We start from the raw sequence: 26,614 nt of genomic DNA, 5'->3' as shown, positions 1-26,614 counted from the left end.
CCGCAGCCCTGCCGCGTCAGGCCTTCGGACGGCCCATCGCCCGGTACGTCCACCCGGCTTCGCGCCACACGGTGGGGTCGAGCGCGTTGCGGCCGTCCAGGATGATCCGCTTCCCCGCGGCCTCACCCAGCGACACCGTGTCCAGCTCCCGGAATTCGCGCCACTCCGTCAGGTGCAGCACCACGTCCGCGCCACGCACCGCGTCCAGCGCCGTGTCCGCGTAACCGAGCGTCGGGAAGAGGCGGCGGGCGTTGTCCATGCCCTTCGGGTCGAAGACGGTGACCTGGCCGCCCTGCAGGTGGATCTGTCCGGCGACGTTCAGGGCCGGGGAGTCGCGCACGTCGTCCGAGTCCGGCTTGAAGGTGGCGCCCAGAACCGCGACGCGCGTGCCCAGGAACGACCCCCCGCCCACGGCCTCGCGGGCCAGCTCCACCATGTGGCCGCGCCGCCGCATGTTGATGGAGTCGACCTCCCGCAGGAAGGTCAGCGCCTGGTCCGCGCCCAGCTCACCGGCGCGCGCCATGAAGGCCCGGATGTCCTTGGGCAGGCAGCCCCCGCCGAAGCCGATCCCGGCCCGCAGGAACTTCTTCCCGATGCGCTCGTCGTGGCCGATCGCCTCCGCGAGCTTCACGACATCGCCGTCGGCGGCCTCGCAGACCTCGGCCATGGCGTTGATGAAGGAGATCTTGGTCGCGAGGAAGGAGTTGGCGGAGGTCTTCACCAGCTCGGCAGTGGGGAAGTCCGTCACGACGAAGGGCGAACCCTCGGCGATCGGGCCCGCGTAGACCTCGCGCAGCAGCTTCTCGGCCCGCTCGCTCTCCACGCCGACGACGACCCGGTCCGGGTGCAGCGTGTCCTTCACCGCGAAGCCCTCGCGCAAAAACTCGGGGTTCCAGGCCAGCTCGGCGTCCGCGCCCACCGGTGCCAGCTCTGCGAGCCGCGCCGCCAGCCGGGCGGCGGAGCCCACCGGCACGGTGGACTTGCCCACGACCAGGGCGGGACGGGTCAGCTGGGGGGCCAGCGACGCGAAGGCGCTGTCCACGTAGCTCATGTCGCAGGCGTACTCGCCGTGCTTCTGAGGAGTGTTCACGCAGACGAAGTGCACATCACCGAACGCGCCGATCTCCTCCCAGGAGGTGGTGAACCGCAGTCGCCCGGTGGACCCCTCGATGCCCGCGACGTGCTTCTGCAGGATCTCCTCGAGCCCCGGCTCGTACATGGGCACCCTGCCGGCCGAGAGCATCTCGACCTTCTCGGGCACGACGTCGAGCCCGAGGACTTCGAAGCCGAGTTCCGCCATGGCCGCGGCATGGGTGGCGCCGAGGTAGCCGGTGCCGATCACGGTGATCCTGAGGGCCATGGGTGCTCCTGAACGATGCGGACAGACGTGCGGACCGAGCATATCCGGGGCCTGTGGGGCACCTGTTCCGAGACGGCTTCCGCAGCTGTCGGCAAGCTCACGTGCCCCGCCCGTATGCCTCCGCCCGCCCGGGACACTAAAATTGGGTTACTTAACGGTAGTTAGCATTCTTGGGGAGTGAGCGTCTTGGCGGGTTCGACCGATTTCGACCTGTACCGTCCGGCCGAGGAGCACGACATGCTCCGCGAGACGATCCGTTCGCTCGCCGAGGCGAAGATCGCCCCGCACGCCGCCGCGGTGGACGAGGAGGCCCGCTTCCCGCGGGAGGCCCTGGACGCACTGGTCGCCTCGGACCTGCACGCGGTCCACGTCCCGGAGGAGTACGGCGGCGCGGGCGCCGACGCGCTCGCCACGGTCATCGTGATCGAGGAGGTGGCCCGTGTCTGCGCGTCCTCCTCCCTCATCCCGGCCGTGAACAAGCTTGGCTCGCTCCCGGTGATCCTCTCCGGCTCCGAGGACCTCAAGAAGAAGTACCTGGGTCCGCTCGCCAAGGGCGACGCGATGTTCTCGTACGCGCTCTCCGAGCCGGACGCCGGCTCGGACGCGGCCGGCATGAAGACCAAGGCCGTCCGGGACGGTGACTTCTGGGTCCTCAACGGTGTGAAGCGCTGGATCACCAACGCGGGCGAGTCCGAGTACTACACGGTGATGGCCGTGACGGATCCGACGAAGCGCTCCAAGGGCATCTCGGCGTTCGTCGTGGAGAAGTCCGACGAGGGCGTCTCCTTCGGCGCCCCGGAGAAGAAGCTCGGCATCAAGGGCTCCCCGACGCGCGAGGTCTACCTCGACAACGTCCGCATCCCCGCCGACCGGATGATCGGCGAGGAGGGCACCGGCTTCGCCACGGCGATGAAGACCCTGGACCACACCCGCATCACGATCGCGGCCCAGGCGCTCGGCATCGCCCAGGGCGCCCTCGACTACGCCAAGGGCTACGTCCAGGAGCGCAAGCAGTTCGGCAAGCCGATCGGCGACTTCCAGGGCATCCAGTTCATGCTCGCCGACATGGCGATGAAGCTGGAGGCCGCCCGTCAGCTCACCTACTCGGCGGCAGCCAAGTCCGAGCGCCTCGACAGCGACCTGACCTTCTTCGGCGCCGCGGCCAAGTGCTTCGCCTCCGACGTCGCGATGGAGGTCACCACGGACGCCGTCCAACTGCTCGGCGGCTACGGCTACACGCGGGACTACCCGGTGGAGCGCATGATGCGCGACGCCAAGATCACCCAGATCTACGAGGGCACGAACCAGGTCCAGCGGATCGTCATGGCCCGCAACCTGCCGTAACAGTCTCCTCCCTGTGCGTCTCTCGGCCCCCGGCCTCGAGCCGGGGGCCGTACCCATGGGCGCGGCGGGTACCAAGTGGCCTGTGGGGCACCGCCGTCGGGGCTCCTGTGGGTGCGCACCGTACGCCGCTGATAAGGTCCGCAGAGGCTGACCGCGACGTGATGGAGTTGGTTCGTGAAGCTGCTCCCGCTGTTTCTCAGACGGCCCATAGAGGCGGTGTACGAGCGCCGACTGGCCTCCACGCTGGTGGGGTTGCCACGCCCGCAGCACGTCGGGGTCATGCTCGACGGCAACCGGCGCTGGGCCCGGCAGGCAGGCCACACGGACCTCCGCGAGGGGTACCGGGCCGGCGGCGCCAAGGCGACCGAGTTCCTGGACTGGTGCACGGCCGCCGGAATCGAGCGCGTGACCCTCTTCATGCTGTCCGACGACAACCTCGGACGCCCCGCCGAACAACTCGGGCCGCTGATCGAGATCATCAAGGAGACCGTCCAGGACATCACGGCCGCCGGCCGTCCCTGGGAGGTCCAGGTGATCGGCTCGCTCGACCTGCTGCCCGGCGCCACCGCCGAGGTCCTCAAGGACGCCACCGCCACGACGGCCGGGCGCACCGGGCTCAAGGTGGACATCGCGATCGGCTACGGCGGACGGCGCGAGATCGTCGACGCGGTCAAGAGCGCCTTCGCGGCGCACATCGCGGCCGGCGGTGACCCCGCCGAGCTGGCCGAGCGGTTCGACATCGACGACATCTCCCGGCACCTGTACTCGCCGACCGCCGACCACACCGACTTCATCATCCGGACGTCCGGGGAGCAGCGGCTGTCGGGCTTCCTGCTCTGGCAGTCCGCGTACGCGGAGATGCACTGGGTGGACTGCTACTGGCCGGCGTTCCGCCGTGTGGACTTCCTGCGCGCGATCCGCTCGTACGCCGGAAGGCAGCGCCGGTTCGGCAAGTGACCGCCTGCTGACGCCCGGCCGGAACGGACGGAGGTCCCTCACCCTGCATGGGTGAGGGACCTCGGGGAACAGCCGGGCGCCGGCTCCGGCCCCCGGGCTCATCGGCGGCGAGCACCGCAGGCCGGGATCACTCCTCGGCGAAGACGTCCTCGGCGGTGGTGGCGGTGACGGCGCCGGTGAACCACCGGTCCAGGAGGTGCAGGTCGTCGCAGCCGGCGATCTTCTCGCGGGCCTCGTCGGGGACGGGGACGCCGCGCAGCCGGAGCAACCGCAGGATGTCTTCGGCTCGGCCTGCGGCTCGGCCTGCGGCTCGGCCTTCGTCCCGGATTTCCTCGGAGAGCGGTGAGGTGTAGAAGGAGAGGTCCACGGCCACCAGGTTCCTCCATTGTCGTGCGGCGGGGCGGTTGCCCAGGCCTTGCGCGGTGAGTTCGACGAGCGGGTTCGCGATGCTTTCCGGTGTGTCCCGCAGGGTGGTCGACAGCGTTTTCAGTATGGCACCGATGTCCGGATCGTCGGCGTGCGTGATGAGGGCCAGCGTGGTGAACGCCGGGTCCTTGCGGGCCTCGGCCACGTCGGTGATGACAGGCATGTTGTGGGGCCCGGCGACGAGGGGGCGCAGGGTGAGCGCCGGCCACTGCGGTGCGCCCAGGGGGACGGGGCGGGCCGCCCATGCGGCGGTGCCGCGGTCCTGGCAGACGACGAGCAGGGTCGTGGGGAGCCGGTACTTCTCCAGGAGGTGGGCGAGGTAGTAGGCCCAGCTGGTCGGCTTGTCGGGGTCCTTCCTGCCCTGGGCCTCGACGGCGAGGAGGAAGGGCCCGTCGTTCTCGGTCTCGATGCGCAGGAGGGTGTCGACGCGACGTTCCAGCGGCCGGTTCTCGGTGAGGTCGGTGGTCATGACCTTCGCGGAGGTGGCGGGTGGGAAGGTGACGCCCAGTGCCTCGGAGACGCTGGTGAACAGGCTCGGGTATTCCTGGAAGACGCGGTGCATCGCTTCGTGCGGTGCGCTGACCATGGGGTTCCGTTCGGGATCAGGCTGCTGTGGGCAGGTCGGTGCGGCAGCCGCGGCAGTGGCCCGGGTGGCGTGAGCGGAAGGCGCGGTCGCAGCGGTCGCAGTTCTGGAGCGGGATGACGACGACGCTGCGGCGCGCGGGAGCGAGGTCCTGCGCGCCGGGCAGCGGGGGCGGCAGAAGTGTGGTGACGCGGTGGCGCAGCAGCTTCGCCGGATGCCTGAGCGGGACCGGCAGGTCGTGGGTGAGGGCGCGGCGGATGGTGTCGGGGTGGGCGTCGCGTTCGAGCCAGGCCGCGACACCGGGGGCGAGGGTGTTGATGTCGTGCTCGGAGAGCGTGAGTTGGGGTGTGTGACGGCGCAGGTCGGCGAGGAGCGCGGAGGCCGCCCGCTGGAGCTCCTGGGTGGACGCCTGGGGCTGAGGCAGCGGCGGGGGTGGGGCAATTCGGGCGGTCGGGGGCGGCACGAGGACGGGGGCGGGCTGCGTGTGGGGTGCGGGGGTGGCAGGTGCTGCGGGTTTCGGCCGCGGCGTCGCGACGACCAGGGGTGCGGGCGGCTTCGGCGCAGGGCCGGGCACGTCGGCGGCTACCGGATCGGGCAACGGCCGGGGCGGCTCGGCGGCGGGCTCGCTCGGGCGGGTCGTGTGCTGCGGAGGGGCGGGCCGCCTTGGCCTGGTCTGCGGCCGGGGCGTGGTGGTGGGCGCGTCCGCGCCCGGCTGGTTGTACGAGAGCGTGCGCGTCACGATGCGGCCGCCCGGGAGGCGTACGCGGCTGCGGTGGAGGTAACCGGTGGCTTCCAGCTCCCGCAGGGCGGCGGCGATGCGGGTCTCGCTCTCCGGGAAGCGGTCGGCGAGCCGCTTGATGCCGATCCTCGCCCCGGTGGGCAGCGACTGGATGTGCACGGCGAGCCCGATCGCGACGAGCGAGAGGCCGCGATGCTGGGCGAGATGGTTACCGATGACCGTGAACCCGGCGGTGTGCCGGATGTTGAGGTGGATGACACCGGACGACGGTGTGACGTCCCCGGATGACGGGGGCGGGGCGCACGGGGGCGCGATAACCTGCTGGGTATCCATCGGGAAGCTTTCTCTTCCTCGGTGGTCAGGCCCTCGATCGGGATTCGCAGTCCCGGCCGGGGGCCGTCGCATGTCTGTGGTGGTCGAGGTGAGCATATGCCCGGCAACCCACCCGAAATCCAGCCGAGTTGCCCTATGTCACCCGCGCGAGTGATGGGGACGGAGTGGGGTCGGGTTGGGGTGGGGAGGGTGATTTCACCGCGTTCTTTCAAGCCTTATGCGTCGTGGGACGCCGTGTCGCGGCCCACCGGGTCGTGGGTTCCCGCGACCCGGTGGCGGTGGTCACGGTGCGAGGTCGAGTTCGGCCCAGACGGTCTTGCGCGGGACGGGCCCGACGTCCACGCCCCAGCGGTCCGCGAGTGCCTCGACGATCAGCAGGCCGCGCCCGGATTCCGTCTGGTCGGCCGGTGGTGACGGGAGCGGTAGCCGCTCGCCGCGCGCGTCGGTCACCGCGATGCGAAGGAGTCCGTCGTCGTGGACGGCGAGGCTCAGTTGGAAGTCCCGGCCCGGTACACGGCCGTGAACGGTGGCGTTCGCGGCCAACTCGGCGACGATGTGCGCGGCCGACTCCGTGGGCAGTCCCCAGTCGCTCAGGTGCGCCGTGGCGAGGAGGCGGGCGAGCCGCGTACCCCGGCGGGTGGGGGAGAGCAGCACGGTGAACTGCCGGGTGGGAGCGGAATGTTCGGTTCGGGTGATTTCTTGGGTCACATCACTCAGCGTGGCCGCGCGTGCGTACGGTGAACAGTGACGAGACCCTTACGTACGGTGATTGTCCCGCGCTTGTCCAGTGCTGTCCCGGCTGTCCGGGGTGACCGGCTGGGGACGTACAGGGTTGAGCAGGGACGGCATGCACGTCGGAAGTGGGGCACGGATGAGCGTGGACGAGGCCGGTACGCAGCGGGTGGAGGGCGGCGGGGCGGACGAGCCCGGCTGGGACGTCGATCCTGACGACGAGTCGGGGGTGGCGGTGGTCGCCGCCGTGGGCCGCCAGATCAAGGCCTGGCGGGAGGCGGCCGGGATGCGGGCCGGCGAGTTCGGGGCGGCGATCGGGTACGGCGAGGACCTGGTCTACAAGGTCGAGGGAGGGCGGCGGATTCCACGGCCGGAGTTCCTGGACCGGGCGGACGAGGTACTGGGGGCGGGCGGGAAGCTCGCCATGATGAAACGGGAGATGGCGGAGGTCCGGTACCCGAAGAAGGTGCGGGAGCTGGCGAAGCTGGAGGAGCGGGCAGTCGAGATGGGGTTGTACGGCAACCACAACATCCACGGCTTGTTGCAGACGCCGGAGTACGCGCGGGCGTTGTTCGAGATGCGGCGGCCTGCGTACTCAGAGGACGAGGTCGATCGGGTGCTGGCCGCGCGCATGTCCAGGCAGCGAGTCTTCGGAAGGACACCGGCACCAGCGCTCAGTTTCGTCCAGGAAGAAGTGACCCTGTGCCGTCCTGTGGGAGGCACAATGGTGTTGCGACGGCAGCTGCAACGCCTCCTGGAAGTGGGGCAGTTGCGGAACGTTGAGATCCAGGTGATGCCGACCGGCCGTGAGGAACATGCGGGGATGGACGGGGTGATCGAGGTGCTGAAGTTCGAGGACGGGGCGGCGGTGGGGCGCTCGGACGGCGCTTTCGCCGGTCGACCGGTGTCCGACCCGAAACAGCTCAGGATCCTCGAACTGCGCTATGGAATGATCCGGGCTCAGGCGCTCACGCCACGGGAGTCGCTGACCTTCATCGAGCACATGCTGGGAGAGACATGATCCGCGAGACCTCTGCCGGGGGTGCTTCAGGGCTGGATTGGTTCAAGAGCAGCTACAGCAGCAGCAGCGAAGGTGATTCCTGCGTCGAGGTGGCGAGGACCGTCGGCACGATTCTCGTCCGTGACTCGAAGAGTGTGCCAGGGCCGCACCTCGGCTTTGAGCGGACCGCCTGGACGAACTTCGTGGCGCACGCGGCTGGGAGCTGAGCAACTCGCGCCCCGTAGCCGAGCTTGGGCTCGGCTACGGGGCGCGATGCTCCCCACCGTCAACTGTCCGAACCCTAAAAGGCGGTATGGCGCACGCCGAAACGAAAGGTCCGGACGGAGAACCGTCCGGACCTTGTCGCCGAGCCCGCGGTCAGCTGCCCTTGACCGTGACCTTCTCGTCGTTCTTCAGCTGCTCCACGAGCTGCTTGACCTTGTCCTTGTCCCAGACGAGGTTGCCGTTCACGCTCTGGCCCGAGAGCGGGATGTTCATCGACTTGCCCTCGCCGCCGGTGACGCCCTTCATCGCGAAGAACATGTTGCCGAGCGACCAGAGCGACATGTCCTTGTCCACGACCACCGTGTCCAGGCCCGCGCCCATCGTCGGGTAGAGCTTGAACGGGTTGAGGATCGTCGACGGGGTCGCCGTCTGGGAGGCCAGGGCCGCGAGGAACTTCTGCTGGTTCTTCGTGCGGTCCAGGTCACTGCCGGCGAACGCGTACCGGGTGCGGACGAAGGCGAGGGACTGCTCGCCGTTCAGCGTCTGCTTGCCGGCCTGGAAGTCGGCGCCGGACTTCTTGTCCTTGAACGCCTTGGGGATGTCCATCTCGACGCCGCCGATGGCATCCACGATCTTGGCGAAACCGCCGAAGCCGATCTCGACGTAGTGGTCGATGCGCAGTCCGGTGTTGAACTCGACCGTACGGACCAGCAGCTCCGGGCCGTCCTCGGCGTACGCGGCGTTCAGCTTCGTCGTGCGGCCCGTCCCCGCGAACTTCTTGCCGGACTCGGAACCGACGAAGCTGGGGATCTCGACGTTGGAGTCGCGGGGCAGGGAGATCATCGTCGGGCCGTTGGAGCCGTCGTGCAGGATCATCATCGAGTCGGTCCGCTTGCCCTCGGCGGAGCCGGTGTGCAGCTTCTTCTTGTCCTCGGCCGTCATGCCCTCGCGGCTGTCGGAGCCGACGATGAGGTAGTTCGTGCCGTCGCCCTCGGAGGGGCGCTCGATGACCTTGGAGAGGTCGACCTCGCGCTTGAGCTTGCCGTCAGCCCAGAAGTACGTGCCGATGGAGACCGCGAGCAGCGCGACCACGAGGGTCAGGGTGCCGACCTTGAGGCGCCGGCCCCAGTTCGGGGCGGGGCGGGGCTGGACGTAACCGCTGTCACCGCCACGGCCGCCGCCACCCTGACCGCCGCCGCCGTAGACCTGGCCCGTGTTGTAGCCACTGTCGTAGCCGGGGGCCTCGCCGTGACCGCCGTACCCCTGGCCCTGCTGGGGCGGGATGTGGGGCGGGGACTGCGGCGGCGCGGGGCGCCGCCGGACGTGCGGCATGGCGCGGGCACTCTCGGGCCGCGGGCTCGCACTGCCCCGTCCGTAGCGCTCGTCGGGTCCGCCGTTGCGTCCTTCGGGCCAATCGCTCATACCGAACAGTGTGCCGTCTCGACCAGTGCCTCTTACAAGGTGTACGGGAGATCGGGGCACGGCTGTTGCGAAGCTGATGCAATGCGGACGGGTGCAAGCCCCCGCATAAGGTGGACGGCATGACAGATCAGCCCCAGACACCGGAGGGTGACGTTCCGGTCAAGCCGACCTCGGCCTCCCGGACCACCCTCAGCCACATCATGACCGGCAACGACACCAACCTCCTGGGTACGGTGCACGGCGGTGTGATCATGAAGCTGGTCGACGACGCGGCCGGGGCGGTCGCGGGCCGGCACTCCGGTGGCCCGGCCGTGACGGCCTCCATGGACGAGATGGTCTTCCTGGAGCCGGTGCGCGTCGGTGACCTTGTTCACGTCCGAGCCCAGGTGAACTGGACCGGCCGCTCCTCGATGGAGGTCGGCGTCCGGGTCATGGCGGAACGGTGGAACGAGTCGACCCCGGCCCAGCAGGTGGGGAGCGCCTATCTGGTGTTCGCGGCGGTCGACGAGGAGGGCAAGCCGCGGCGCGTACCGCAGGTGGCCCCGGAGACGGAGCGTGACAAGCGCCGCTACCAGGAGGCGCAGATCCGGCGCACGCACCGCCTCGCCAGGCGGCGCGCGATCAAGGAGCTGCGGGAGCAGCGCGCCGCCGAGGGCATCGACGACTAGCCGGCCACCGATTCACCGATTCGGTCGTTGGGAAGTTACGGACGGTCGAAGTGGGGCACATCGGGCGCAACGGCGTCCGTAACTTCCCCATGACCACGCCGACTCACGGGCAGGTCACCTGGTCGCCTGTCACCGTGCCGAACTCGCCGCGCTGCGGATCCTCGGCCTTCACCCGCTGCACCTTGGTGAAGTCCGATCCCGCCGTGACCTTCATCGTTCCGCCCTGCCCCTGCACCGCTTTCAGCTCACACCCGGGCAGTGCGGTGGCCAGGGATTTCGCCGACCGGTCCCAGCGCGGGTCGTAGCTGACCAGCGTCCGTCGAAGATCCTTCGGTCCGCCGTTCAGCGGGGAGCGGGTGGTGTTGAAACCGGTACCGCGCAGCGCCGCGTCGACGTCCTGGCCGAGCCCGTCCCTGGGTGTCCCGTTGTAGACCTGCACCCGGATCTGCTCCGGGGCTACGTCGACGAGCGTCGCCTTGGGCTGCTTCGGCTGATGCGGGGCGAGCGATCTGTCCTCGCGCAGTGCCTGGAACATCTTCTTCGACTTCGCGGCGTCCCACTTCACCGTGGAACCGATGCCCTTGACCTGGAAACCCTTCTCCTCCAGGGGGACGGAGGCGAATTCGGACGAGGCAGGGGTGAAGCCGCGCAGGGCCTTGCCGAGTCCCAGCATCTGTTCCGTCCCGAAGCCCTTGTCGGCGCGGACCGACTCGAGCATCGACGAGGCCACCTGCTGGAATCTCATCGGGTTCATCAGGACACCGCTGCTGGTCGTCTGCTTGATCAGCGCGGCCATGAACTTCTGCTGGCGCTGCATCCGGCCCAGGTCGGCCGCCCCGTCGAGATGCCGGGAGCGCACGTACTGAAGGGCCTGCCCGCCGTCGAGCCTGTGGGTGCCTGCGGCGAGGTCCAGTCCCGTGTAGGAGTCCTTGAGCGGCTTGGCGGTGCAGATCTCCACCCCTCCCAGGGTGTCGACCGTCTTCATGAAGCTGGTGAAGTCGACCTCCAGGTAGTGGTCGATCTTGACTCCCGTCATCTGCTCGACGGTCCGCACCGTGAGCTGGGGCCCGCCCTCGGCGTAGGCGGCGTTCAGCTTCACCGGGTGCGGGGAGTGCTCCTTGCCGGTGGTGCCGTCGGTGTGGGCGGGGAGCTCGGCGTAGCTGTCACGCGGCAGACTGATGACGCTGGCCCGCTGCTTGTCGGCGGAGAGGTGCACGAGCATCAGGGTGTCGGTGCAGTGGCAGGGGGCGCCGCCCAGCTTGTACTTCTTCTTCTCCGCCGGGCTGATCCTGTCGCGGCCGTCGGTACCGACGAGCAGGAAGTTCATGCCGTGGCCGCCCGGGGGGCGGTTCTTCATGTCCTTGAACGGGTCGACCCGGTCGATCCCCGTCTCCAGACCGCTCACGACGGCATGGCCGATCCCGCCGGCGCCGAGCACCAGCACGGACAGCCCGGTGACGACCCGCATGCCCCATCGGGGCGGCGGCTTCCGTCCGCCGCCGGCGCGGCTGCGTTTCCGGTCGCCGGATGCGGGCTGCCGAGGAGCTCTGCGCTGCGGGGGAGCGGTGCGGGGGCGTGGGGGACGGGGCGATCGGTGCGGCGTGGGCACGGGGGACACCTCCGCGGTGCGAGTAGGACTTTCGCACGGTAGGCCCATACGATCTGCGGACCGGGATGAGGTACGGCGGCGCGCGCCGCTGTCCCCCGTTCGCGGTAACGTGGCGGCCGAATCACGCCGCCTCCTGGGGTGCGAAATCCCCCGAGGACCCCCGAGGACCCCCGAGGACCACATGTCTGCCGCGCAGTACCCCGCCGTCTCCGTGATCATGCCGGTGCTCAACGAGGAACGCCATCTCAGGAACTCGGTCCGGCACATCCTGGAGCAGGAGTACGCCGGTGAGATGGAGGTGGTGATCGCCCTCGGCCCCTCGAACGACCGTACGGACGAGATCGCTGCCGAGCTGGTCCGGGAGGACTCCCGGGTCCACACCGTCCCCAACCCGACCGGTCGCACCCCCGCCGCGCTCAACGCCGCGATCAAGGCGTCACATCACCCGATCGTGGTACGGGTGGACGGCCACGGCATGCTTTCGCCGAACTACATCGCGACCGCCGTGCGGCTCCTCGAGGAGACCGGCGCGCAGAACGTCGGCGGCATCATGCACGCCGAGGGCGAGAACGCCTGGGAGGACGCCGTCGCCGCCGCGATGACGTCGAAGATCGGCGTCGGCAACGCGGCCTTCCACACCGGAGGCAAGGCCGGCCCGGCCGAGACCGTGTATCTGGGGGTCTTCCGCAGGGAGGCGCTGGAGCGTGCGGAGGGCTACAACGTCGAGTTCGTCCGCGCCCAGGACTGGGAGCTCAACTTCCGCATCCGCGAGGCCGGCGGCCTGATCTGGTTCTCGCCGGAGCTGAAGGTGCAGTACCGTCCGCGGCCCAGCATCCGGGCCCTCTCCAAGCAGTACAAGGAGTACGGCCGCTGGCGCCACGTGGTGGCCCGCTACCACTCCGGCTCGATCAACCTGCGCTACCTGGCCCCGCCGGCCGCCGTCTGCGCGATCGCGGCGGGCGTCGTCGTGGGCGCCGCCGTCACTCCGTGGGCGTTCGTCGTGCCGGCCGGGTACGCCGCGGCGATCGTCGCCGGTTCGCTGCCCGCCGGGAAGGGCCTTCCGCTGAAGGCGCGGGCGCAGATCCCGGTGGCCCTGGCCACCATGCACATGTCGTGGGGATACGGCTTCCTGACCAGCCCCCGTTCGCTGGCGAAGAAGGTCATCGCCAGCCGCCGCCCGGCCGTCCGGGAGCAGACCGTCTGACCGCCTCACGCACGGAGACCCACGTGGAAGGGGAGGGTCCCGCCGTCGCCGGCGGGGCCCTCCCCTTCCACGTACGTCAGAAGGTGAAGCCCGGGTTGACCTTCATGCAGGCCTTCTCGTCCGCGCCGTTCAGCGGGTTCGCCGAGTCCGGCGTCTTCTCCTCCGCGGCCTTGGCCGGGTACGCCTCGTCCTTGCGCCAGTCGGCTCCCACGGACAGGACGACGCCCGAGACGTCGGTCGACTTCTTCACCTGGGCCACCGGGATCCCGAGGGCCTTGGCGACCGCCTGCGCGTCGCCCTCCAGGTCCGCGCTGGGATACAGGATGCCGGTTCTGGCTGCCGGTTCGACGTTCTGCGAGTCGACCGATGCCCTGGCGAAGCCCGCCTCCGTGAGCAGGTCCTTGACCGTGCTCGCCCGGCCCTGGGCCGGGCCGAGGGCGTCCGTGGAGGTCGCGTTGCGCACACTGACGGCGATCTCGGCGTCCGGGGCGGCCCGGTCCGCGACGACGGGCGTCTTGCGCTTGGACGCCTTGCCGTCCAGCGGGATGTCCTCGCGGATCATCCGGAAGAGCTGCTCGGCCTCGTCGGCCTTGGGGTACACCCGGCCGCTGAACTGCCCCGTGCCGTAGACGTTCGGCATGGTCGTCATCGTGATGCGGTCGGTCGGGGCCTTCTTGAGCTCCTCGGCCAGGTCGTACAGCTTCTTGACGGTGTCGAGGTCCTTGTCGACCGTCAGCGCGCTGGTGGCCGCCTCCGCGAGGTCCATCAGCTTTCCGGGATCGCTCAGTTTGGTGCCCTTGCGCAGCTCGCGGACCATCGAATTCAGGTACTGGTGCTGGGCCTTGGTCCGGCCGAGGTCGGTGTTGTCCTCGAAGCCGTAGCGGGTGCGCAGCCACTGGAGGGCCTGCTCGCCCTTGACGGAGGTGGTGCCCTCCTTCAGCTTCAGCCCGGACCCCTTGCCCTGGCTGGTGTGCGAGTAGATGTTGGCGTCGACACAGACCGGGACGCCGCCGACCGCGTCGGCCATGGAGACCACGCCCGCGAAGTCGATCATCATGAAGTGGTCGATGGTGATGCCGGTGAGCTCGTACCAGGCGGCCACCGTGCACCCCGGGCCGCCGCGTCCCAGGCTCTCGTTGGTCTGCACGTCGACCGTGCTGGCCCGGTAGACGTCCCCGGTGTCGGGGTCGGTGCACTTGGGCATCTTCAGCATGGTGTCGCGCGGCATGCTGATGACCGAGATGTTGCTGCGGTCCGCGGACAGGTGGAGAAGCATCTGCACGTCGGCGAGCGGCGGGCCTCCGAAGGTCTCCTTCGCGCCGCCCAGCTTCTGGTTGGCCTTGGAGTCCCGGGCGTCCGATCCGATGAGCAGGATGTTCAGAGGTGTCTGCCCGGCGGCGTTGGCCTTGTGGTCGGCCATCTCCTTGTCGCCGAGGGTCAGATCCTCTTTCCTGATGTTGCCGTTGAGGTGCTTGTAGTACAGGTAACCGGCGCCGCCGGTGCCGAGTATCAGCAGCGCGAGCACGGACGCCACCCAGCGCAGTACGCGTCGCTTCCCGCCCCTGGCCGCCCGCCGGGTACGGCGGTTGGGCCCGTCGGGGGGATGTCCGCCCTCCGGCGCGGCGGACCGCTCCCGTCGGCCGTGACCGCTTCGCCCGGCCCGTGCGGCCGACGCTTCTCCGCCGTCGCCCGGCGGCCCGTCGTGCCTGCCGCGCGCCCGTGTCCCCTCCCCGCGCATGCTGCTCCGTCCCACCAGGACCCCCCTGCTCCTCAGAATTCCGCTGTGGCGCGACGACCCGTCGTCACTTCGCGCATTCCGCCTTGTCGGCGCTTGCTCTCTGCATGTCTTCCGGCGCCTCCGCCGAACCGGTGAGGGGCACCCCCACGCCCTCGTAGTCCGCTCCCAGGGTGAGCACCATCGCCTGAAGCCCGGTGCCGGCCGCTCCCTGCTTGAGCGCGGTTGCGGGCAGCCCCATGATGTCCGCGAGGGTGCGGGCCCGGTCCGCCTGGTCCGGCGCGTACGCCAGCGTCGTCTTCTCGATCTTCGCCGGGGCGTTCGCCTTGTTCGCGGCCTGCGGGACACCCTGTTCGCCCTGCAGCCAGGCGACGGTCGCGCTCGCCGCGCCGGCGAGGTCCCCGCCGTTGAGGACGTCGACACGGATGTCCGCGGCTTCGGCCCTGCTGCCCTCGAGCACAGCTTCCCGCTTGCTCTTCGCCGCCTGCTCCTTCTTCTTCACCCCCGTGAGGGAGGTGTCGGAGCGCATCAGCGCGAAGAGCTGCTGGGACTTCCGCGGATCCACGACCACGGTGACCGGCGTCGGTTCGGCCGGGTTGTCCTTCACCGGCATGGTGACGAAGGTGATGTTCTTGGTGTCGATCCGGCCGAGTTCCTGGCCGAGCGAGGTCAGCTTCTTGATCGACCCGATGCCGGAGTCGACGGTGAGGGCCCTGGTCGCCGCGTCGGCGAGATCGTAGAGCTTGCCCGGGTCGGTCAGTGTGTCGTCGGACTTCATCCGGCGGATCATCGAGCCGATGAACTGCTGCTGGACCTCGATCCGGTCGAGGTCGCTCTGGTTCCCGAAGCTGTGCCGGGTGCGGACGAAGGCCAGCGCGTCCTCGCCCTCGACCGTTGACTCGCCCGCCGGAAGGTCGAGGTGCGAGTCGGGGTCCTTGACCGCCTTGTCCAGGCACACCTTGACCCCGCCGACGGCCGTGGAGAGCGTCTTGACCGCGTTGAAGTCGACCATCATGAAGTGGTTGACCGACAGGCCGGTGATCTTCTGCACCGTGCGCATCGTGCAGCCCGGGTCGCGTCCCTCTTGGCCGAGGCTGACGTTGAAGCGCACGTTCTGCGAGCCGGGTACGACCTTCTGCGAACCGTCCGCCTGCTTGGTGGCGCAGTCCGGGATGTCCGTCATCAGGTCCCGGGGGATGCTCATCGCCGTGGCGTTGGTGCGGTCGGCGGAGACGTGGAAGAGGATGTTCGTGTCGGCGTGGCCCGTGCTGCCCTTGTCGCCGTAGCCCTCGTTGCCCTCACCGGTTCGCTTGTCCGTGCCGATGATCAGGATGTTGAGCGGACCGTCGGACGCGACGTTCTTGCTGCCCGCGTCACCGACGTCGACGGTGTCGAGGTTGCCGTTGAGTTTCTGGTAGAGCGCGTAGGCCCCCGCCGATCCCGCGACGATCACGAAGGCCATGACCCCGCCGGACACCAGCAGGGCCTTCCGTCGCCGCGACTTCGGCTGCCTGCGGCCCCGGCGGGCATCCGGCGACTCGTGGCCGCGGCCGTTCGGGGAGGGACGGCGGGTCCGCTGGGAGGGCACCTCGCTGTGGGGCGTCACGAATTCACCCCGGCCACCGGACCGGCGCGGTGCGCGGGAAGGACCGGACGACTCTCCTGCGGAGTGGTTCGGTCGCAATGCGTCATTGCCGGTCTGCTGGTTGAGCACCCACTGGTCGGCGGGACCGGTCTCGTCCGCCCGCCCACGGCTATGCGCGTCCACGGTTGCCTGAATCCTCCGTCGGTGCCACGCGAGGCGCGCCCCGTTCAGGGCGCTCGATGGCTCGTTCCGGCCGTGCGCGGCCGGGTGGCCAGGCGCGGCCTGGTGGCCGTGAGCACCGGATCGCGTCACACTATCCGGCGTAATAGGCCACAGGGGGCGCGCGTGACACATTCCACGCTCCTTACAACCGGGCATTACGCCTATTCCGCTCCGATTGCCGCCGATGGCTTGGGAATTGTTTTACGAGCCGCACAGGTCGTCCGCCGCATTCGACCCCGAATAGGTGGGGGCGGGGGTCGGACTCCCGTCCGTATCGCCGGGCTTCCCGCCGGACGGATCCGCCTCCGAGCTGTGATCCGCCTGTGAATCCCGGGTGTTGTCCGTTTCGGCGGGAACGACGGCGACGGGCTCGTCCTTGCGCAGCTGGGTGAACAGCCTTTCCGCGTCCGGCTGCACGAGCTCGTCGCGGTTCGGGTCGAGGTGGTACGCCGTTCTGGGCACGGTCAGGAACTGCACCTTCTCCGTCGGCACGTTCCGCATTCCGCGGACCAGGTCGTACAGGTCCCTCAGCGAGTCCAGGCCCGGGTCCGTGGTCAGCGACTTGGTCGCCGCGTCCAGCACCGGGTAGAGCCGTGTCGGGTTCAGCAGCACGCCGTTGCTCTGCATCTTGTTGACGAGGGCCCCCAGAAACTTCTGCTGACGGTCCATGCGCTCGGTGTCGCTGCCGTCACCGATCGACTTGCGGGCCCGTACGTATCCCAGCGCTTCCTCGCCGTCGAGCTTCTGGCGCCCTGCGGGGAGCTTGAGATGGGCGTCGTCGTCGTCGACCGGCTCCTTGAGGCACACCTCGACGCCGTCCACGGCGTCGACCATGTCCTTGAAGCCGTTGAAATCGATCACCATGTGGTGGTCGACGCGGATGCCCGTCATCTTCTCGACCGTACGGATCGTGCAGGCCGTGCCGCCGAGCTCGAAGGCCCAGTTGAACTGGGCGAACTGCTTCTTCGTCGCTTTGCCGTCGCCCGTGTGGCAGCTCGGGATCTCGGCCATCAGGTCGCGTGGGATCGACACCGCCGTGGCGCTCCGGCGGTCGGCCGCGAGGTGCAGCAGGATCGTGGTGTCCGAGCGCTGGCTGCCGCCGTCGTCACGCCCGTAGGCGCTGTTCTCCCCGGAGCGGGTGTCGGAGCCGATGAGCAGGATGTTCCTGGCGTCCCGCGCGATCGGAAGCGGTCGCTCCTTCTCGTACGCCTTGAGCTCGGCGGCGGCGCTCGTGTCGGTCGTGATGTTGCCGTCGAGCTTCTTGTACAGCCACCAGCCGGCCCCGGCCGCGACCAGCACGAGGAACGAGGCGGCGAGAGCGCTCCAGCGGAGCCAGTGGCGCCGGCCGTCCCGAGGTCCGTGCTCGGGCCGCTCGTCCCAGGTCCCGGGCGCGGAGCCGTCGGTCCCGTTCCCCGGTCCGTTGCCGTCGGTCTCGTTCCCCGGTCCGTTGCCGCCGGTCTCGTCTCCCGGTTCGTTGCCGTCGGCCGCCGGTGCCCCGGCGGAGGCGTCGTCCCGCGGGGTCGCCCCGGATACGTCCCGCGGCGCGTCCGGCCCGCCCCCGGCCGGGGGGTCCGGGCGGTCCGGCTCGGACGGGGTGCCGGGACTGTCGCTCACGTCTGCGTCCATCCTTCACGTTCGGCGGCGCGATGGGCCGCCGGTCGCAGAAGTAGACGGCTGAACCTCACGCTTGGTTGTGCATCCGGACGACGTTCCCGGCGGTGCTCCGTACCGCACGATCATGTACCGCCTTCGGAGCTCAGTCCCGGGGGCTCGGCCCGCCATGGGCCGGACGGGTGGCCCTCGGGGCGCTTGTCATACCGCGGTGGCGGTGATCCGCTCGCTCTCGACGCGTGTGGCCAGCCCGCTCACGTCCGAACGGTCCATGTGACGGCACAGGACCACGGACCCCCCGGCCGCCAGTGGTGCGAAGAGCCCGGCGGACAGGCCCTCCCAGGTGTCGTACGTACGGCCCGTCAGCAGCCTGGAACCCGGGCCGAGTCCCAGGCGGGCCGCGTCCTCGCGGGCCCGTGCCACCAGCTCGTCCGCCGTCAGGCCGGCACCGCCGACGGTCAGCGCGGGTGCCCCCGGGTCCACCGGGGCGTACGGCGCGAAGCGGTCGCCCTGGCCCGGCACCTCCACCGCGTAGTCCGCGAACCCCTCGGGGGGCTGCGGGAACCGGCCTCCCATGGGCCGCAGTGCCAGCGCTACCCGCTCGCCGCGGCAGGCGCGGGCCCGGTCGAGCGTGTCCGGCCCGCTCACGACCAGGTCGGCCGACGCCGGGTCGCCCTGCACCTCGGCGACGACGCCCACCGACGAGCAGGCGAGGAGCCAGACGGCCGACTGCCAGTGGGCGGGGAGCAGCAGAGCGAGCCGGTCGCCCGGCTCGGCGGCCAGGTCGCCCTGGAGCAGATTGGCGGTCTTGGCCACCCAATTGGCGAAGGTGGCCACCGACAGTTCGACGCGCTCTCCGGTTGCGTCGTCGTAGAACGTGACGAGGGGGCGGGCGGGGTCCGCGGCGAGCGCGGATCGCAGCAGGTCGGCCGGGGTGCGATCACTGGCGTTCATCCGCGCAAGGGTACGCGGCGTCCGCGGCCCGGCCGCGGTGACGGGTGCCCCGTACACCGGTTCGGCAGACGGTGCGTCAGCTGGAGGCGGCTTTACTCCAGTAGCCGGAATTGCCGGACTCTGACAAAGATTTCCTATATGCGTGCACTTCTTGCAACTTCGATCGGCGTCACCTGTGCGACGGCACTCACCCTCCCGCTCGCCGCACCCGCTCCCGCCGCCCCCGCCCTGTCCCCGGTCGCACAGGCGCCCGCGGCCGCCCCCGCCGAACCCGCGGGTTCGACCCAGTCCATGCCGCTGCGGCCGCTCGCCGACGCGGCTCCCCGGGCCACCGGTAAACCCACCGAGTCCATGACGCCGTCGGCCGCACGAGGGCTGCTCCGGCGTGACACGCACCGCTTCTCGCTCGTGGGCGTGGTCTGGGACGACGCCGACGCCGAACTGCACGGCACCGTCCAGGTCCGCACCCGCGCGACCGGCACCGCCAGGTGGTCCGGGTGGCAGTCACTGGAGACCCACAACACCGACCACGCCGCCGACGCCGGCAGCCCCGAGCGCGATTCGGGCAGGGTGCGAGGTTCCACCGCCCCCCTCTGGGTCGGCGACTCCGACGGCATCGAGGTGCGCGTACGGTCCGAGAACGCGGGACCGCGAAGCGGCGCCCCCGACACCTCGCCCCTTCCCGCGGGCCTCCAGGTGGAACTCGTCGACCCGGGCGAGGACCCCGTGGAACCGCGTGCCGAGGGCACCCCGGCCCCCAGCACCTCGTCGGCCGTCACCGCCGGCACGTCGTCGGCCGGGACCGCGACGCCCGCGACGGCCGCGCAGCCGGGCGCGCTCCCGGAGTCCGCCGGTCTCACCATGGCCGCGGCCGAGAGCTCGGCGGTCAACGCCGACCTCGCCCCACTGGGTGCCACCGAGATCACCGCTCTGAGCAAGGCCGAGTCGGAGGAGCAGGCGGTCGTCGGAGCGGGCGCCAAGCCCTTCGTGGGACCGCGCCCGGGAATCGTCACCCGCAAGGGCTGGGGCGCCGACGAGAGCCTGCGGGAGCGCGCCTTCGCCTACACCTCGACCGTCAAGGCCGCCTTCGTGCACCACAGCGCCACCGGCAACAACTACACGTGCGCCCAGGCGCCCTCCGTCCTGCGCGGCATCTACCGCTACCACGTCAAGAGCAGCGGCTGGCGCGACTTCGGCTACAACTTCGCCGTCGACAAGTGCGGCAAGATCTACGAAGGCCGCGCCGGGGGCGTGTCGAAGGCGGTCCTCGGGGCCCACACCCTCGGGTTCAACTCGAACAGCATGGGCATCGCGGTACTCGGGACGTACAGCTCGAAGAACCCGCCCGCCGCCGCGGTCACGGCGATCGCCAAGCTCACCGCCTGGAAGCTCGGCCTGTTCGGCCGCAATCCCAAGGGAAAGGTCACGCTCGTCTCCGGCGGCAGCGGCAAGTACAAGAAGGGCGCGAAGGCCAAACTCAACGTCATCTCCGGGCATCGCGACGGGTTCGCAACCGAATGCCCCGGAATCCGTCTCTACAAGAAGCTCGGCACCGCCCGTACCAGTTCGGCGAAGCTGCAGGGCCGCTGACCGGGAGGCTCCGAACGGTCTGCATACACTGGCCAGCCGAAACGAGGCCCGGCCCCAGCAGGAAGCAGAGACAGTGCTGTGACAGAGGCAAAAGAAGCGATCCTCCTGGTCGGTGGCAAGGGCACCCGGCTGCGTCCGCTCACGGTGCACACCCCCAAGCCGATGGTCCCGGCGGCGGGGGTGCCGTTCCTCACGCACCAACTGGCGCGTGCCCGGGCGGCCGGGGTGGAGCACATCGTGCTCGCGACGTCCTACCTGGCGGAGGTATTCGAGCCGTACTTCGGTGACGGTTCGTCGCTCGGCCTCTCCATCGAGTACGTCACCGAGGACGAACCCCTCGGTACCGGCGGGGCCATCAGGAACGTGGCGTCGCGCCTGGCCTCCGGCCCGGACGAACCCGTCATCGTGTTCAACGGGGACATCCTCACCGGCCTCGACATCCGGGCCCTGGTCGCGGCGCACGCCACCTCCGGAGCGGACGTGTCCCTGCACCTCACCAGGGTGGAGGACCCGCGTGCCTTCGGGCTCGTGCCCACGGACGACACGGGCCGGGTGACCGCCTTCCTGGAGAAGCCGCAGACACCCGAGGAGATAGTCACCGACCAGATCAACGCGGGGGCGTACGTCTTCCGCCGGTCGGTCATCGACACGATTCCCGCCGACCGGCCGGTCTCCGTGGAGCGCGAGACCTTCCCCGGGCTGCTGGCCTCCGGCGCCCATCTCCAGGGCATGGTGGACTCCACCTACTGGCTGGACCTCGGCACCCCGCAGGCGTTCGTCCGCGGCTCGGCCGACCTGGTCCTCGGCCGTGCCCCGTCCCCCGCGGTCCCCGGCCGCTGCGGTGACCGGCTCGTCCTGCCCACCGCCTCCGTGGCCGTCGACGCCAAGCTCACCGGCGGCACGGTCGTCGGCGAGGGCGCGCTGATCGGCGAGGGCGCCAGGATCTCGGGATCCACCGTGCTGGACGGCGCCGTCGTCGAACCGGGCGCGGTCATCACCGACTCCCTGGTCGGAGCGGGTGCCCGCATCGGCAGCCGTTCGGTCCTCACGGGTGCGGTGATCGGCGACGGCGCCCGGGTCGGCGCCGACAACGAACTGCGCGACGGCATCCGCATCTGGTGCGGCGCGATCCTCCCGGACGCCTCGGTCCGCTTCTCGTCCGACCAGTGAACGGTCCCTCCACCGGCCGGTGAGCAGTCCGCACCGGCCGGTGGAAGGTCCTTCCCGGCGGCTGCGGGGCCGGCTCCCGGCCGGTGGACGGTCCACGTCGGTATTACCCTCGACAGGCACCCCCGACGACCGAGGACCTCACCCGTGGCAGGACGCTTCGTACCCCGCACCACCGCCGTGCCCCGCCAGGAGCCGGTGGCCACGGACGCGCCCGCCCCGGCACTGACCCGGATCTGGGCTCCACCGCGCCCGGTCGATCTGCGGCTCGTGCTGAGCCCGCTGCGCCGCGGTCCGGCGGACCCCGCCTACCGGGCGCTGCCCGACGGAACCCACTGGCGGGCGACCCGCACCCCGGCCGGCCCCGGCACCCTGCGCGTCTCGGCGTCCCCCGACCACCGGGTCTCGGCCACGGCCTGGGGACCGGGCGCGCAGTGGCTGCTGGACGGGCTCCCGGCACTGCTCGGCGCCGACGACGTGCCGGAGGACTTCCGCCCGCGCCATCGGCTGCTCGCCCTGACCCAACACAGCCGGCCCGGTCTGCGCCTGCTGCGCACCGGGCTGGTCATGGAGTCGCTGATCCCGTCGATCCTGGAACAGAAGGTCACCACCGACGAGGCCTACCGCGCCTGGCGGCTGCTGCTCCGCACCTACGGCACCCCCGCCCCCGGTCCCACCGACGCGGCGTTCGGCTCGCACGGCCTGTACGTCATGCCGGACGCCAGGACCTGGTCGCTGATCCCGTCCTGGGAGTGGCACCGCGCGGGCGTGGACGCGAAGCGCTCCGCCACGATCCTGCGCGCCGTCCGGGTGGCCCGGCGCATGGAGGAGGCCGCCGCGATGGAGCTCACCGCGGCGATGGAACGCCTGCAGCTGATCCCGGGCATCGGCCCCTGGACCGCTGCGGAGACCCTGCAGCGCTCGAACGGCGCGGCGGACGCGGTGACCGTCGGCGACCTCCACCTGCCGGGCATCGTCGGCCACGCGCTCGCGGGCAACAGGAACGCCGACGACGAGGAGATGCTGGCGCTCCTCGCCCCGTACGAGGGCCAGCGCCACCGCGCGACCCGGCTGATCATGCTGTCGGGCCGGACCCCGTCGCGCCGGGCTCCCAAGATGACGCCGCGCGACATCGCCCGGCTGTAGCCGTCCGCCTCAGCGCACCGCGATGAACGCCCCCGCGTCCCGGGCGGCCCTCGCCGGCGGTGCCCCCTTCGGGTGCCCCACGGCCACCGCGCCCAGCGGATCCCAGGAGTCCGGCAGGTCCAGCACCTCACGCACCACGGACCGGCAGAACATCGTCGAGGACACCCACGCCGAGCCGAGCCGCTCACCCGCCAGCGCGACCAGGAAGTTCTGCACGCCCGCGCCGGCCGCGACCACGAACATCTCGCGCTCCGCGGTGGCCCGGCGCTCGTCCCCGTAGGTGTGCGAGCCGTCCATCACCAGGCACGGCACCGCCAGGTACGGCGCGTCGCGCAGGACGTCGCCCCGCCGTACCCGCTTGGCGACCGACTCCTCGCTGCGTCCGTCCGCGCGCAGATCCGCGATCCACGCGTCCCGCATGGCGTCGAGCAGCCGGTGACGTGCCGGTGCCGACTCCAGCAGGACGAAGCGCCAGGGTGTCGTGTGGTGGGGCGCCGGGGCCGTCACCGCCGCTGCCACCGCACGCCGTACGGCTCCGGGGTCCACCGGCTCGTCGGTGAACTCCCGTACCGTGCGGCGGAGGTTCAGTGCTTCCCGCACGGCCTCGGAGGTTCCCAGCCGGAACATGTCGTCGGCCGCGACCCGCACCATCGCCCGGGCGCCCTCGTCCTCGGACGCGTCCGCCACCACATGGGGGAGCCCTCGCACCACGGCGACCGGCAGTCCGGACGCCTTGCCCTTCACCAGGTCACCCGCCGACGCCAGTTCGTCGGCGGTGGCCACGACGGTGGCGCTCAGGGGATTGCCGTGGCCGTCGGTACCGCCCCGCAGGTCGTCGAGGACCCTGACGCCCGCGGCGCCGATCGCGACGTCCGTCAGGCCGTTGCGCCAGGGGCGGCCGAAGGTGTCGGTGACGACGACCCCGACCTCGACCCCCAGCGCGTCCCGCAGCCCGTCCCGGATCAGTCGCGCCGAGGTGTCCGGGTCCTCGGGCAGCAGCAGGACCGTCCCGGCCGGGGTGTTCGAGGCGTCGACCCCGGCAGCGGCCATGACGAGGCCCTGACGGTTCTCCACGATCCTGAGCGTCCCGCGCCGGGCGACCACACGGACGGTCTCGGCGTCGATCGCCGCCTCCCGGTCCGTGGCCTCGACGATCCGGCCCTCCGCCTTGGAGACGATCTTCGAGGTGACCAGCAGGACATCGCCGTCGACCAGACCCGGCTCCGTGGCCGCGATCAGCTTCGCGAGGTCGTCGCCCTCCCGGACCTCGGGCATCCCGGGCAGTGCCCACACCCGGTAGGAGGGCGCACCGCCGGCCGGCCCGCCGCTCATGCCCGTACCTCTTCCGCCAGCGCCAGGGCCTGCCGGGCCATCTCCGCGGTGGCGTCCACGTCCGTCATCATCAGTGGCACGGCGCGGCAGCGGATGCCGGCCGCCTCGACCTCGTCGACCACTCCGGCGTCCACGGTGTCCACGAGCCACCCGTCGAGCAGGCCCGAACCGTAGTGCCGGGCGACCGCGGCGGCGGTGGACTCGACGCCCACCGCGGCGAGCACCTTGTCGGCCATGCCCCGCACGGGCGCGTCGCCGACGATGGGGGAGAGCCCGACGACGGGGACCCCGGCCTCGGCGATCGCCTCCCGGATGCCCGGCACGGCGAGGATGGTGCCCACCGACACGACGGGGTTCGACGGCGGGAAGACGATGACGTCGGCCTCGGCGATGGCCTCGAGGACGCCCGGCGCGGGCTTGGCCTGTTCCGCTCCCACGGGTACCACGGCCTGCGCGGCCACGGAGGCGCGCATCTTCACCCAGTACTCCTGGAAGTGCACGGCCCTGCTCTCGCCGTCGACGTCCACCGCCACGTGCGTCTCGACGCGGTCGTCGGACATCGGGATCAGCCGGACCCCCGGCTTCCACCGCGCGCACAGCGCCTCGGTGACCGCGCTCAGCGGATAGCCCGCGCCGAGCATCTGCGTACGGACGATGTGGGTCGCGAAGTCACGGTCGCCGAGACCGAACCACTCGGGACCCACGCCGTACGCGGCGAGTTCGTCCTTGACCCGGAAGCTCTCGTCGGTACGTCCCCAGCCCTGATCCTCGTTGATGCCACCGCCGAGGGTGTACATCACGGTGTCGAGGTCGGGACAGACCTTCAGTCCGAACAGATGGATGTCGTCGCCGGTGTTGCCGATCACCGTGATGTCCGCGTCGGGCGCGGCCTGTTTGAGGCCACGCAGGAAACGAGCACCACCGATACCGCCGGCCAGAACCACAATGCGCATACCAACAGTCTGTCAGGCGGAGCCTGATCCTTGTGGGGGTGGTGGTGGGCGACGGGTGGGTCTGTCAGGCGGAGCCTGATCCTTGTGGGGGTGGTGGTGACGTGCTGGTCGTCGGCGGTCAGGCCGGTACGACGTCCTGGACGGCCGGAGCGCACTGTGCCGAGTGCATCGGCATGTCGGTCAGGCCGGGGAAGTAGACGTGCAGGCTGACGGCTGGTTCCAGTGAGTCGTTGACCACCTCGTGGACGTAGCCGGGAGCGAAGACGCGCTGCGCGCCCGGACCCAGGGACTGCGCGCCGCGTGCCGTGCGTTCGGTCAACTCGCCGTCCAGGACCGTGAGTACGCCGGACGAGAGTCCGTGGTCGTGGAGTCCGCTGCCCTGGCCGGGGACCCAGCTGAGCAGCCATACCTCGTAGCCGATCGGGGCCTCCCCCGCTCGGACGGAGCCGAGAGCCTGGGGAACGGTCTGCAGCCGGTGGTACCAGCGGGTGGTGGTGTCGTACCGGACGAGCGGGGCCCACCGGGCGCGGTCGGCGGCGATGGAGCGGGCGAGTCCGACGAACCCGGCCACGGTGGAGGGATGAGGGCTGGCCGGCTGCAGAAGGTGCTGGACCTCAAGGATGTCGCCGGCGATCGAAAGGTCGCTGTCGCTGTTCATGGGTGCGGTGGTTCCTCGGCAGGTGGATGCGCGTGCGGGGGGTGGTGACGCGGAGACCGAAATGCGGTGAAACGGAGCTGGATCAGAGCTGGAGCGTCAGGGCTTCAACAGCTGTGACAGCTGGAACAGCAACAGCGGGCCTGGACAGCCGTACGGAACCCACGGCTGTGGGTTGTGTACGTCGCTGCGGTCGCGTGCATGCGGATAAGGAGACCGGGTCGGTCCGCCCCCTGTCAACCCAATGACCGTTTTGGCGGAATTGTTTCACTCCATCCGGTTACCCATGGTGGAGAAAGGTTTTAGCGGCCGCGAGAGAGGCAAGGTGGCGCATCAACTGTGTCCGTAAACGCGATTGAGGGCCCGTGACCCTACTGTGATCTTGGTCGCTTCGGTGATCAAATCGAAACATCCGAACGGCCGCGCTCGTCCCACTCGGTGAGAAGCGCCAGTCGGTGGCAGCGGTGGCATATGTCAGATTTTTGGTGATTTGGACACTTTTCGCTTACGCTTGGTTCCGAAGGGTGAATACCGGGGTCAATAGCAGATCTCCGCTTGACTGGCCCGAAGCTACACACTTGTAATTTCACTCGTGTCGTTTGGCGCAGCGGTAACGGCCGCATCACGGGGACGCACGAGACAGACGAGGGGCGCACATGACCGAGCTGTTCCAGCAACTGCTGGTCGAGGACGCGGACGAGGAACTCGGCTGGCAGGAGCGCGCGCTGTGCGCCCAGACCGACCCCGAGTCCTTCTTTCCTGAGAAGGGCGGCTCCACCCGCGAGGCCAAGAAGGTCTGTCTCGCCTGCGAAGTCCGTTCGGAATGCCTCGAGTACGCCCTCAACAACGACGAGCGGTTCGGGATCTGGGGCGGCCTCTCCGAGCGTGAGCGGCGCCGCCTGAAGAAGGCGGCCATCTGACGCCGGGCCCCCCGGCGCCGGACGCGGCGATGGCCCGGGGGCCGCACCTGCCCGCAGCTCGTCGACCGTGCCCGGTTCGGCCTCGGCCGGGATACCGAGGGCGGCGTCGTGAGTGGCGCCGGACAGGGACCGCAGGGCCGCT

The 26,614-nt window shown here is 70.3% G+C and carries 23 protein-coding genes; 10 read left to right on the top strand and 13 right to left on the bottom strand.

The window, feature by feature from the left end; translation table 11 throughout:
* Positions 1–16 precede the first annotated feature (16 nt).
* A complete protein-coding gene (locus tag ABZ441_RS10600) occupies positions 17–1,360 on the bottom strand; it encodes a UDP-glucose/GDP-mannose dehydrogenase family protein (protein ID WP_358970694.1) in 1,344 nt (447 codons plus the stop codon).
* Between the two features lie 186 nt (positions 1,361–1,546).
* Between ABZ441_RS10600 and ABZ441_RS10595 the strand changes: the two genes are divergently transcribed.
* Positions 1,547–2,704 (top strand): acyl-CoA dehydrogenase, encoded by a 1,158-nt coding sequence (locus tag ABZ441_RS10595; protein WP_358971121.1) that lies wholly within the window; start codon positions 1,547–1,549, stop codon positions 2,702–2,704.
* Between the two features lie 174 nt (positions 2,705–2,878).
* Positions 2,879–3,661, top strand: coding sequence for an isoprenyl transferase (locus tag ABZ441_RS10590; protein WP_205022794.1), 783 nt, complete (start codon positions 2,879–2,881; stop codon positions 3,659–3,661).
* A 127-nt stretch (positions 3,662–3,788) separates the two neighbouring features.
* Here the strand turns inward: ABZ441_RS10590 and ABZ441_RS10585 are convergent, their stop codons facing one another.
* From ABZ441_RS10585 to ABZ441_RS10575, 3 genes are all read right to left on the bottom strand, one after another.
* A complete protein-coding gene (locus ABZ441_RS10585; RefSeq protein WP_358970691.1) occupies positions 3,789–4,673 on the bottom strand; it encodes a hypothetical protein in 885 nt (294 codons plus the stop codon).
* Positions 4,674–4,689: 16 nt separating this feature from the next.
* A complete protein-coding gene (locus tag ABZ441_RS10580) occupies positions 4,690–5,742 on the bottom strand; it encodes a helix-turn-helix domain-containing protein (RefSeq protein ID WP_358970688.1) in 1,053 nt (350 codons plus the stop codon).
* 282 nt (positions 5,743–6,024) lie between these two features.
* Positions 6,025–6,450 carry an ATP-binding protein gene (locus tag ABZ441_RS10575; protein WP_358970685.1) on the bottom strand — a complete coding sequence of 142 codons (426 nt, stop codon included), beginning with the start codon at positions 6,448–6,450 and terminating at the stop codon, positions 6,025–6,027.
* A gap of 163 nt (positions 6,451–6,613) precedes the next feature.
* Here ABZ441_RS10575 and ABZ441_RS10570 point away from each other — a divergent pair, with 163 nt between their 5' ends.
* Together ABZ441_RS10570 and ABZ441_RS10565 are read left to right on the top strand one after the other, a co-directional pair.
* Positions 6,614–7,495: a helix-turn-helix transcriptional regulator gene (locus ABZ441_RS10570; RefSeq protein ID WP_358970683.1), complete on the top strand. Its 882-nt coding sequence runs from the start codon at positions 6,614–6,616 to the stop codon at positions 7,493–7,495.
* Positions 7,492–7,701: a DUF397 domain-containing protein gene (locus ABZ441_RS10565; RefSeq protein WP_358970680.1), complete on the top strand. Its 210-nt coding sequence runs from the start codon at positions 7,492–7,494 to the stop codon at positions 7,699–7,701. The genes ABZ441_RS10570 and ABZ441_RS10565 overlap by 4 nt, the downstream gene beginning before the upstream one ends.
* A 151-nt stretch (positions 7,702–7,852) precedes the next feature.
* Here ABZ441_RS10565 and ABZ441_RS10560 read toward each other — a convergent pair whose 3' ends face one another.
* The gene (locus ABZ441_RS10560) at positions 7,853–9,121 is read right to left on the bottom strand and encodes an LCP family protein (RefSeq protein WP_358970677.1); all 1,269 of its coding nucleotides are present in this window, start codon (positions 9,119–9,121) and stop codon (positions 7,853–7,855) included.
* A gap of 119 nt (positions 9,122–9,240) precedes the next feature.
* Between ABZ441_RS10560 and ABZ441_RS10555 the strand changes: the two genes are divergently transcribed.
* A complete protein-coding gene (locus ABZ441_RS10555) occupies positions 9,241–9,789 on the top strand; it encodes an acyl-CoA thioesterase (RefSeq protein ID WP_358970675.1) in 549 nt (182 codons plus the stop codon).
* 103 nt (positions 9,790–9,892) lie between these two features.
* On the opposite strand, the gene ABZ441_RS10550 is transcribed toward ABZ441_RS10555, so the two are convergent.
* The gene (locus ABZ441_RS10550) at positions 9,893–11,257 is read right to left on the bottom strand and encodes an LCP family protein (RefSeq protein WP_358970672.1); all 1,365 of its coding nucleotides are present in this window, start codon (positions 11,255–11,257) and stop codon (positions 9,893–9,895) included.
* 322 nt (positions 11,258–11,579) lie between these two features.
* On the opposite strand from ABZ441_RS10550, the gene ABZ441_RS10545 reads away from it, so the two are divergent.
* Entirely contained in the window at positions 11,580–12,602 is a 1,023-nt protein-coding gene (locus ABZ441_RS10545; RefSeq protein ID WP_358970669.1) for a glycosyltransferase family 2 protein, read from the top strand.
* A 76-nt stretch (positions 12,603–12,678) separates the two neighbouring features.
* Here ABZ441_RS10545 and ABZ441_RS10540 read toward each other — a convergent pair whose 3' ends face one another.
* From ABZ441_RS10540 to ABZ441_RS10525, 4 genes are all read right to left on the bottom strand, one after another.
* Positions 12,679–14,355 carry an LCP family protein gene (locus ABZ441_RS10540; RefSeq protein WP_358970667.1) on the bottom strand — a complete coding sequence of 559 codons (1,677 nt, stop codon included), beginning with the start codon at positions 14,353–14,355 and terminating at the stop codon, positions 12,679–12,681.
* A gap of 49 nt (positions 14,356–14,404) precedes the next feature.
* Positions 14,405–16,105, bottom strand: a complete 1,701-nt coding sequence (locus ABZ441_RS10535) for an LCP family protein (RefSeq protein WP_358970664.1) — start codon at positions 16,103–16,105, stop codon at positions 14,405–14,407.
* Positions 16,106–16,345: 240 nt separating this feature from the next.
* On the bottom strand, positions 16,346–17,770 hold the full coding sequence (locus ABZ441_RS10530) for an LCP family protein (protein WP_358970661.1): 1,425 nt from the start codon (positions 17,768–17,770) through the stop codon (positions 16,346–16,348).
* Between the two features lie 186 nt (positions 17,771–17,956).
* The gene (locus ABZ441_RS10525) at positions 17,957–18,709 is read right to left on the bottom strand and encodes a TIGR03089 family protein (RefSeq protein ID WP_358970658.1); all 753 of its coding nucleotides are present in this window, start codon (positions 18,707–18,709) and stop codon (positions 17,957–17,959) included.
* Positions 18,710–18,847: 138 nt separating this feature from the next.
* On the opposite strand from ABZ441_RS10525, the gene ABZ441_RS10520 reads away from it, so the two are divergent.
* From ABZ441_RS10520 to ABZ441_RS10510, 3 genes are all read left to right on the top strand, one after another.
* Complete coding sequence (locus ABZ441_RS10520) at positions 18,848–20,299, top strand: N-acetylmuramoyl-L-alanine amidase (protein ID WP_358970655.1); 1,452 nt, start codon at positions 18,848–18,850, stop codon at positions 20,297–20,299.
* Between the two features lie 78 nt (positions 20,300–20,377).
* Entirely contained in the window at positions 20,378–21,469 is a 1,092-nt protein-coding gene (locus ABZ441_RS10515) for an NDP-sugar synthase (RefSeq protein ID WP_358970652.1), read from the top strand.
* 144 nt (positions 21,470–21,613) lie between these two features.
* Positions 21,614–22,612, top strand: coding sequence for a DNA-3-methyladenine glycosylase 2 family protein (locus ABZ441_RS10510; RefSeq protein ID WP_358970649.1), 999 nt, complete (start codon positions 21,614–21,616; stop codon positions 22,610–22,612).
* A 9-nt stretch (positions 22,613–22,621) separates the two neighbouring features.
* On the opposite strand, the gene ABZ441_RS10505 is transcribed toward ABZ441_RS10510, so the two are convergent.
* The 3 genes from ABZ441_RS10505 to ABZ441_RS10495 all read right to left on the bottom strand — a co-directional run bounded on the left by ABZ441_RS10505 (position 22,622) and on the right by ABZ441_RS10495 (position 25,555).
* The gene (locus ABZ441_RS10505) at positions 22,622–23,944 is read right to left on the bottom strand and encodes a coenzyme F420-0:L-glutamate ligase (RefSeq protein WP_358970646.1); all 1,323 of its coding nucleotides are present in this window, start codon (positions 23,942–23,944) and stop codon (positions 22,622–22,624) included.
* The gene (gene cofD, locus ABZ441_RS10500) at positions 23,941–24,897 is read right to left on the bottom strand and encodes a 2-phospho-L-lactate transferase (RefSeq protein WP_358970643.1); all 957 of its coding nucleotides are present in this window, start codon (positions 24,895–24,897) and stop codon (positions 23,941–23,943) included. Before cofD ends, ABZ441_RS10505 begins: the two co-directional genes overlap by 4 nt.
* Positions 24,898–25,015: 118 nt before the next feature.
* The gene (locus tag ABZ441_RS10495; RefSeq protein WP_358970641.1) at positions 25,016–25,555 is read right to left on the bottom strand and encodes a cysteine dioxygenase family protein; all 540 of its coding nucleotides are present in this window, start codon (positions 25,553–25,555) and stop codon (positions 25,016–25,018) included.
* A gap of 653 nt (positions 25,556–26,208) precedes the next feature.
* On the opposite strand from ABZ441_RS10495, the gene ABZ441_RS10490 reads away from it, so the two are divergent.
* Entirely contained in the window at positions 26,209–26,472 is a 264-nt protein-coding gene (locus tag ABZ441_RS10490; RefSeq protein ID WP_031093859.1) for a WhiB family transcriptional regulator, read from the top strand.
* Positions 26,473–26,614: the final 142 nt, after the last annotated feature.

This window comes from Streptomyces sp. NPDC005752, assembly GCF_040630715.1.
Lineage (GTDB): Bacteria > Actinomycetota > Actinomycetes > Streptomycetales > Streptomycetaceae > Streptomyces.
Note: the sequence above shows the minus strand (reverse complement) of the source record. Positions and strands in the feature narration are given on the sequence as shown.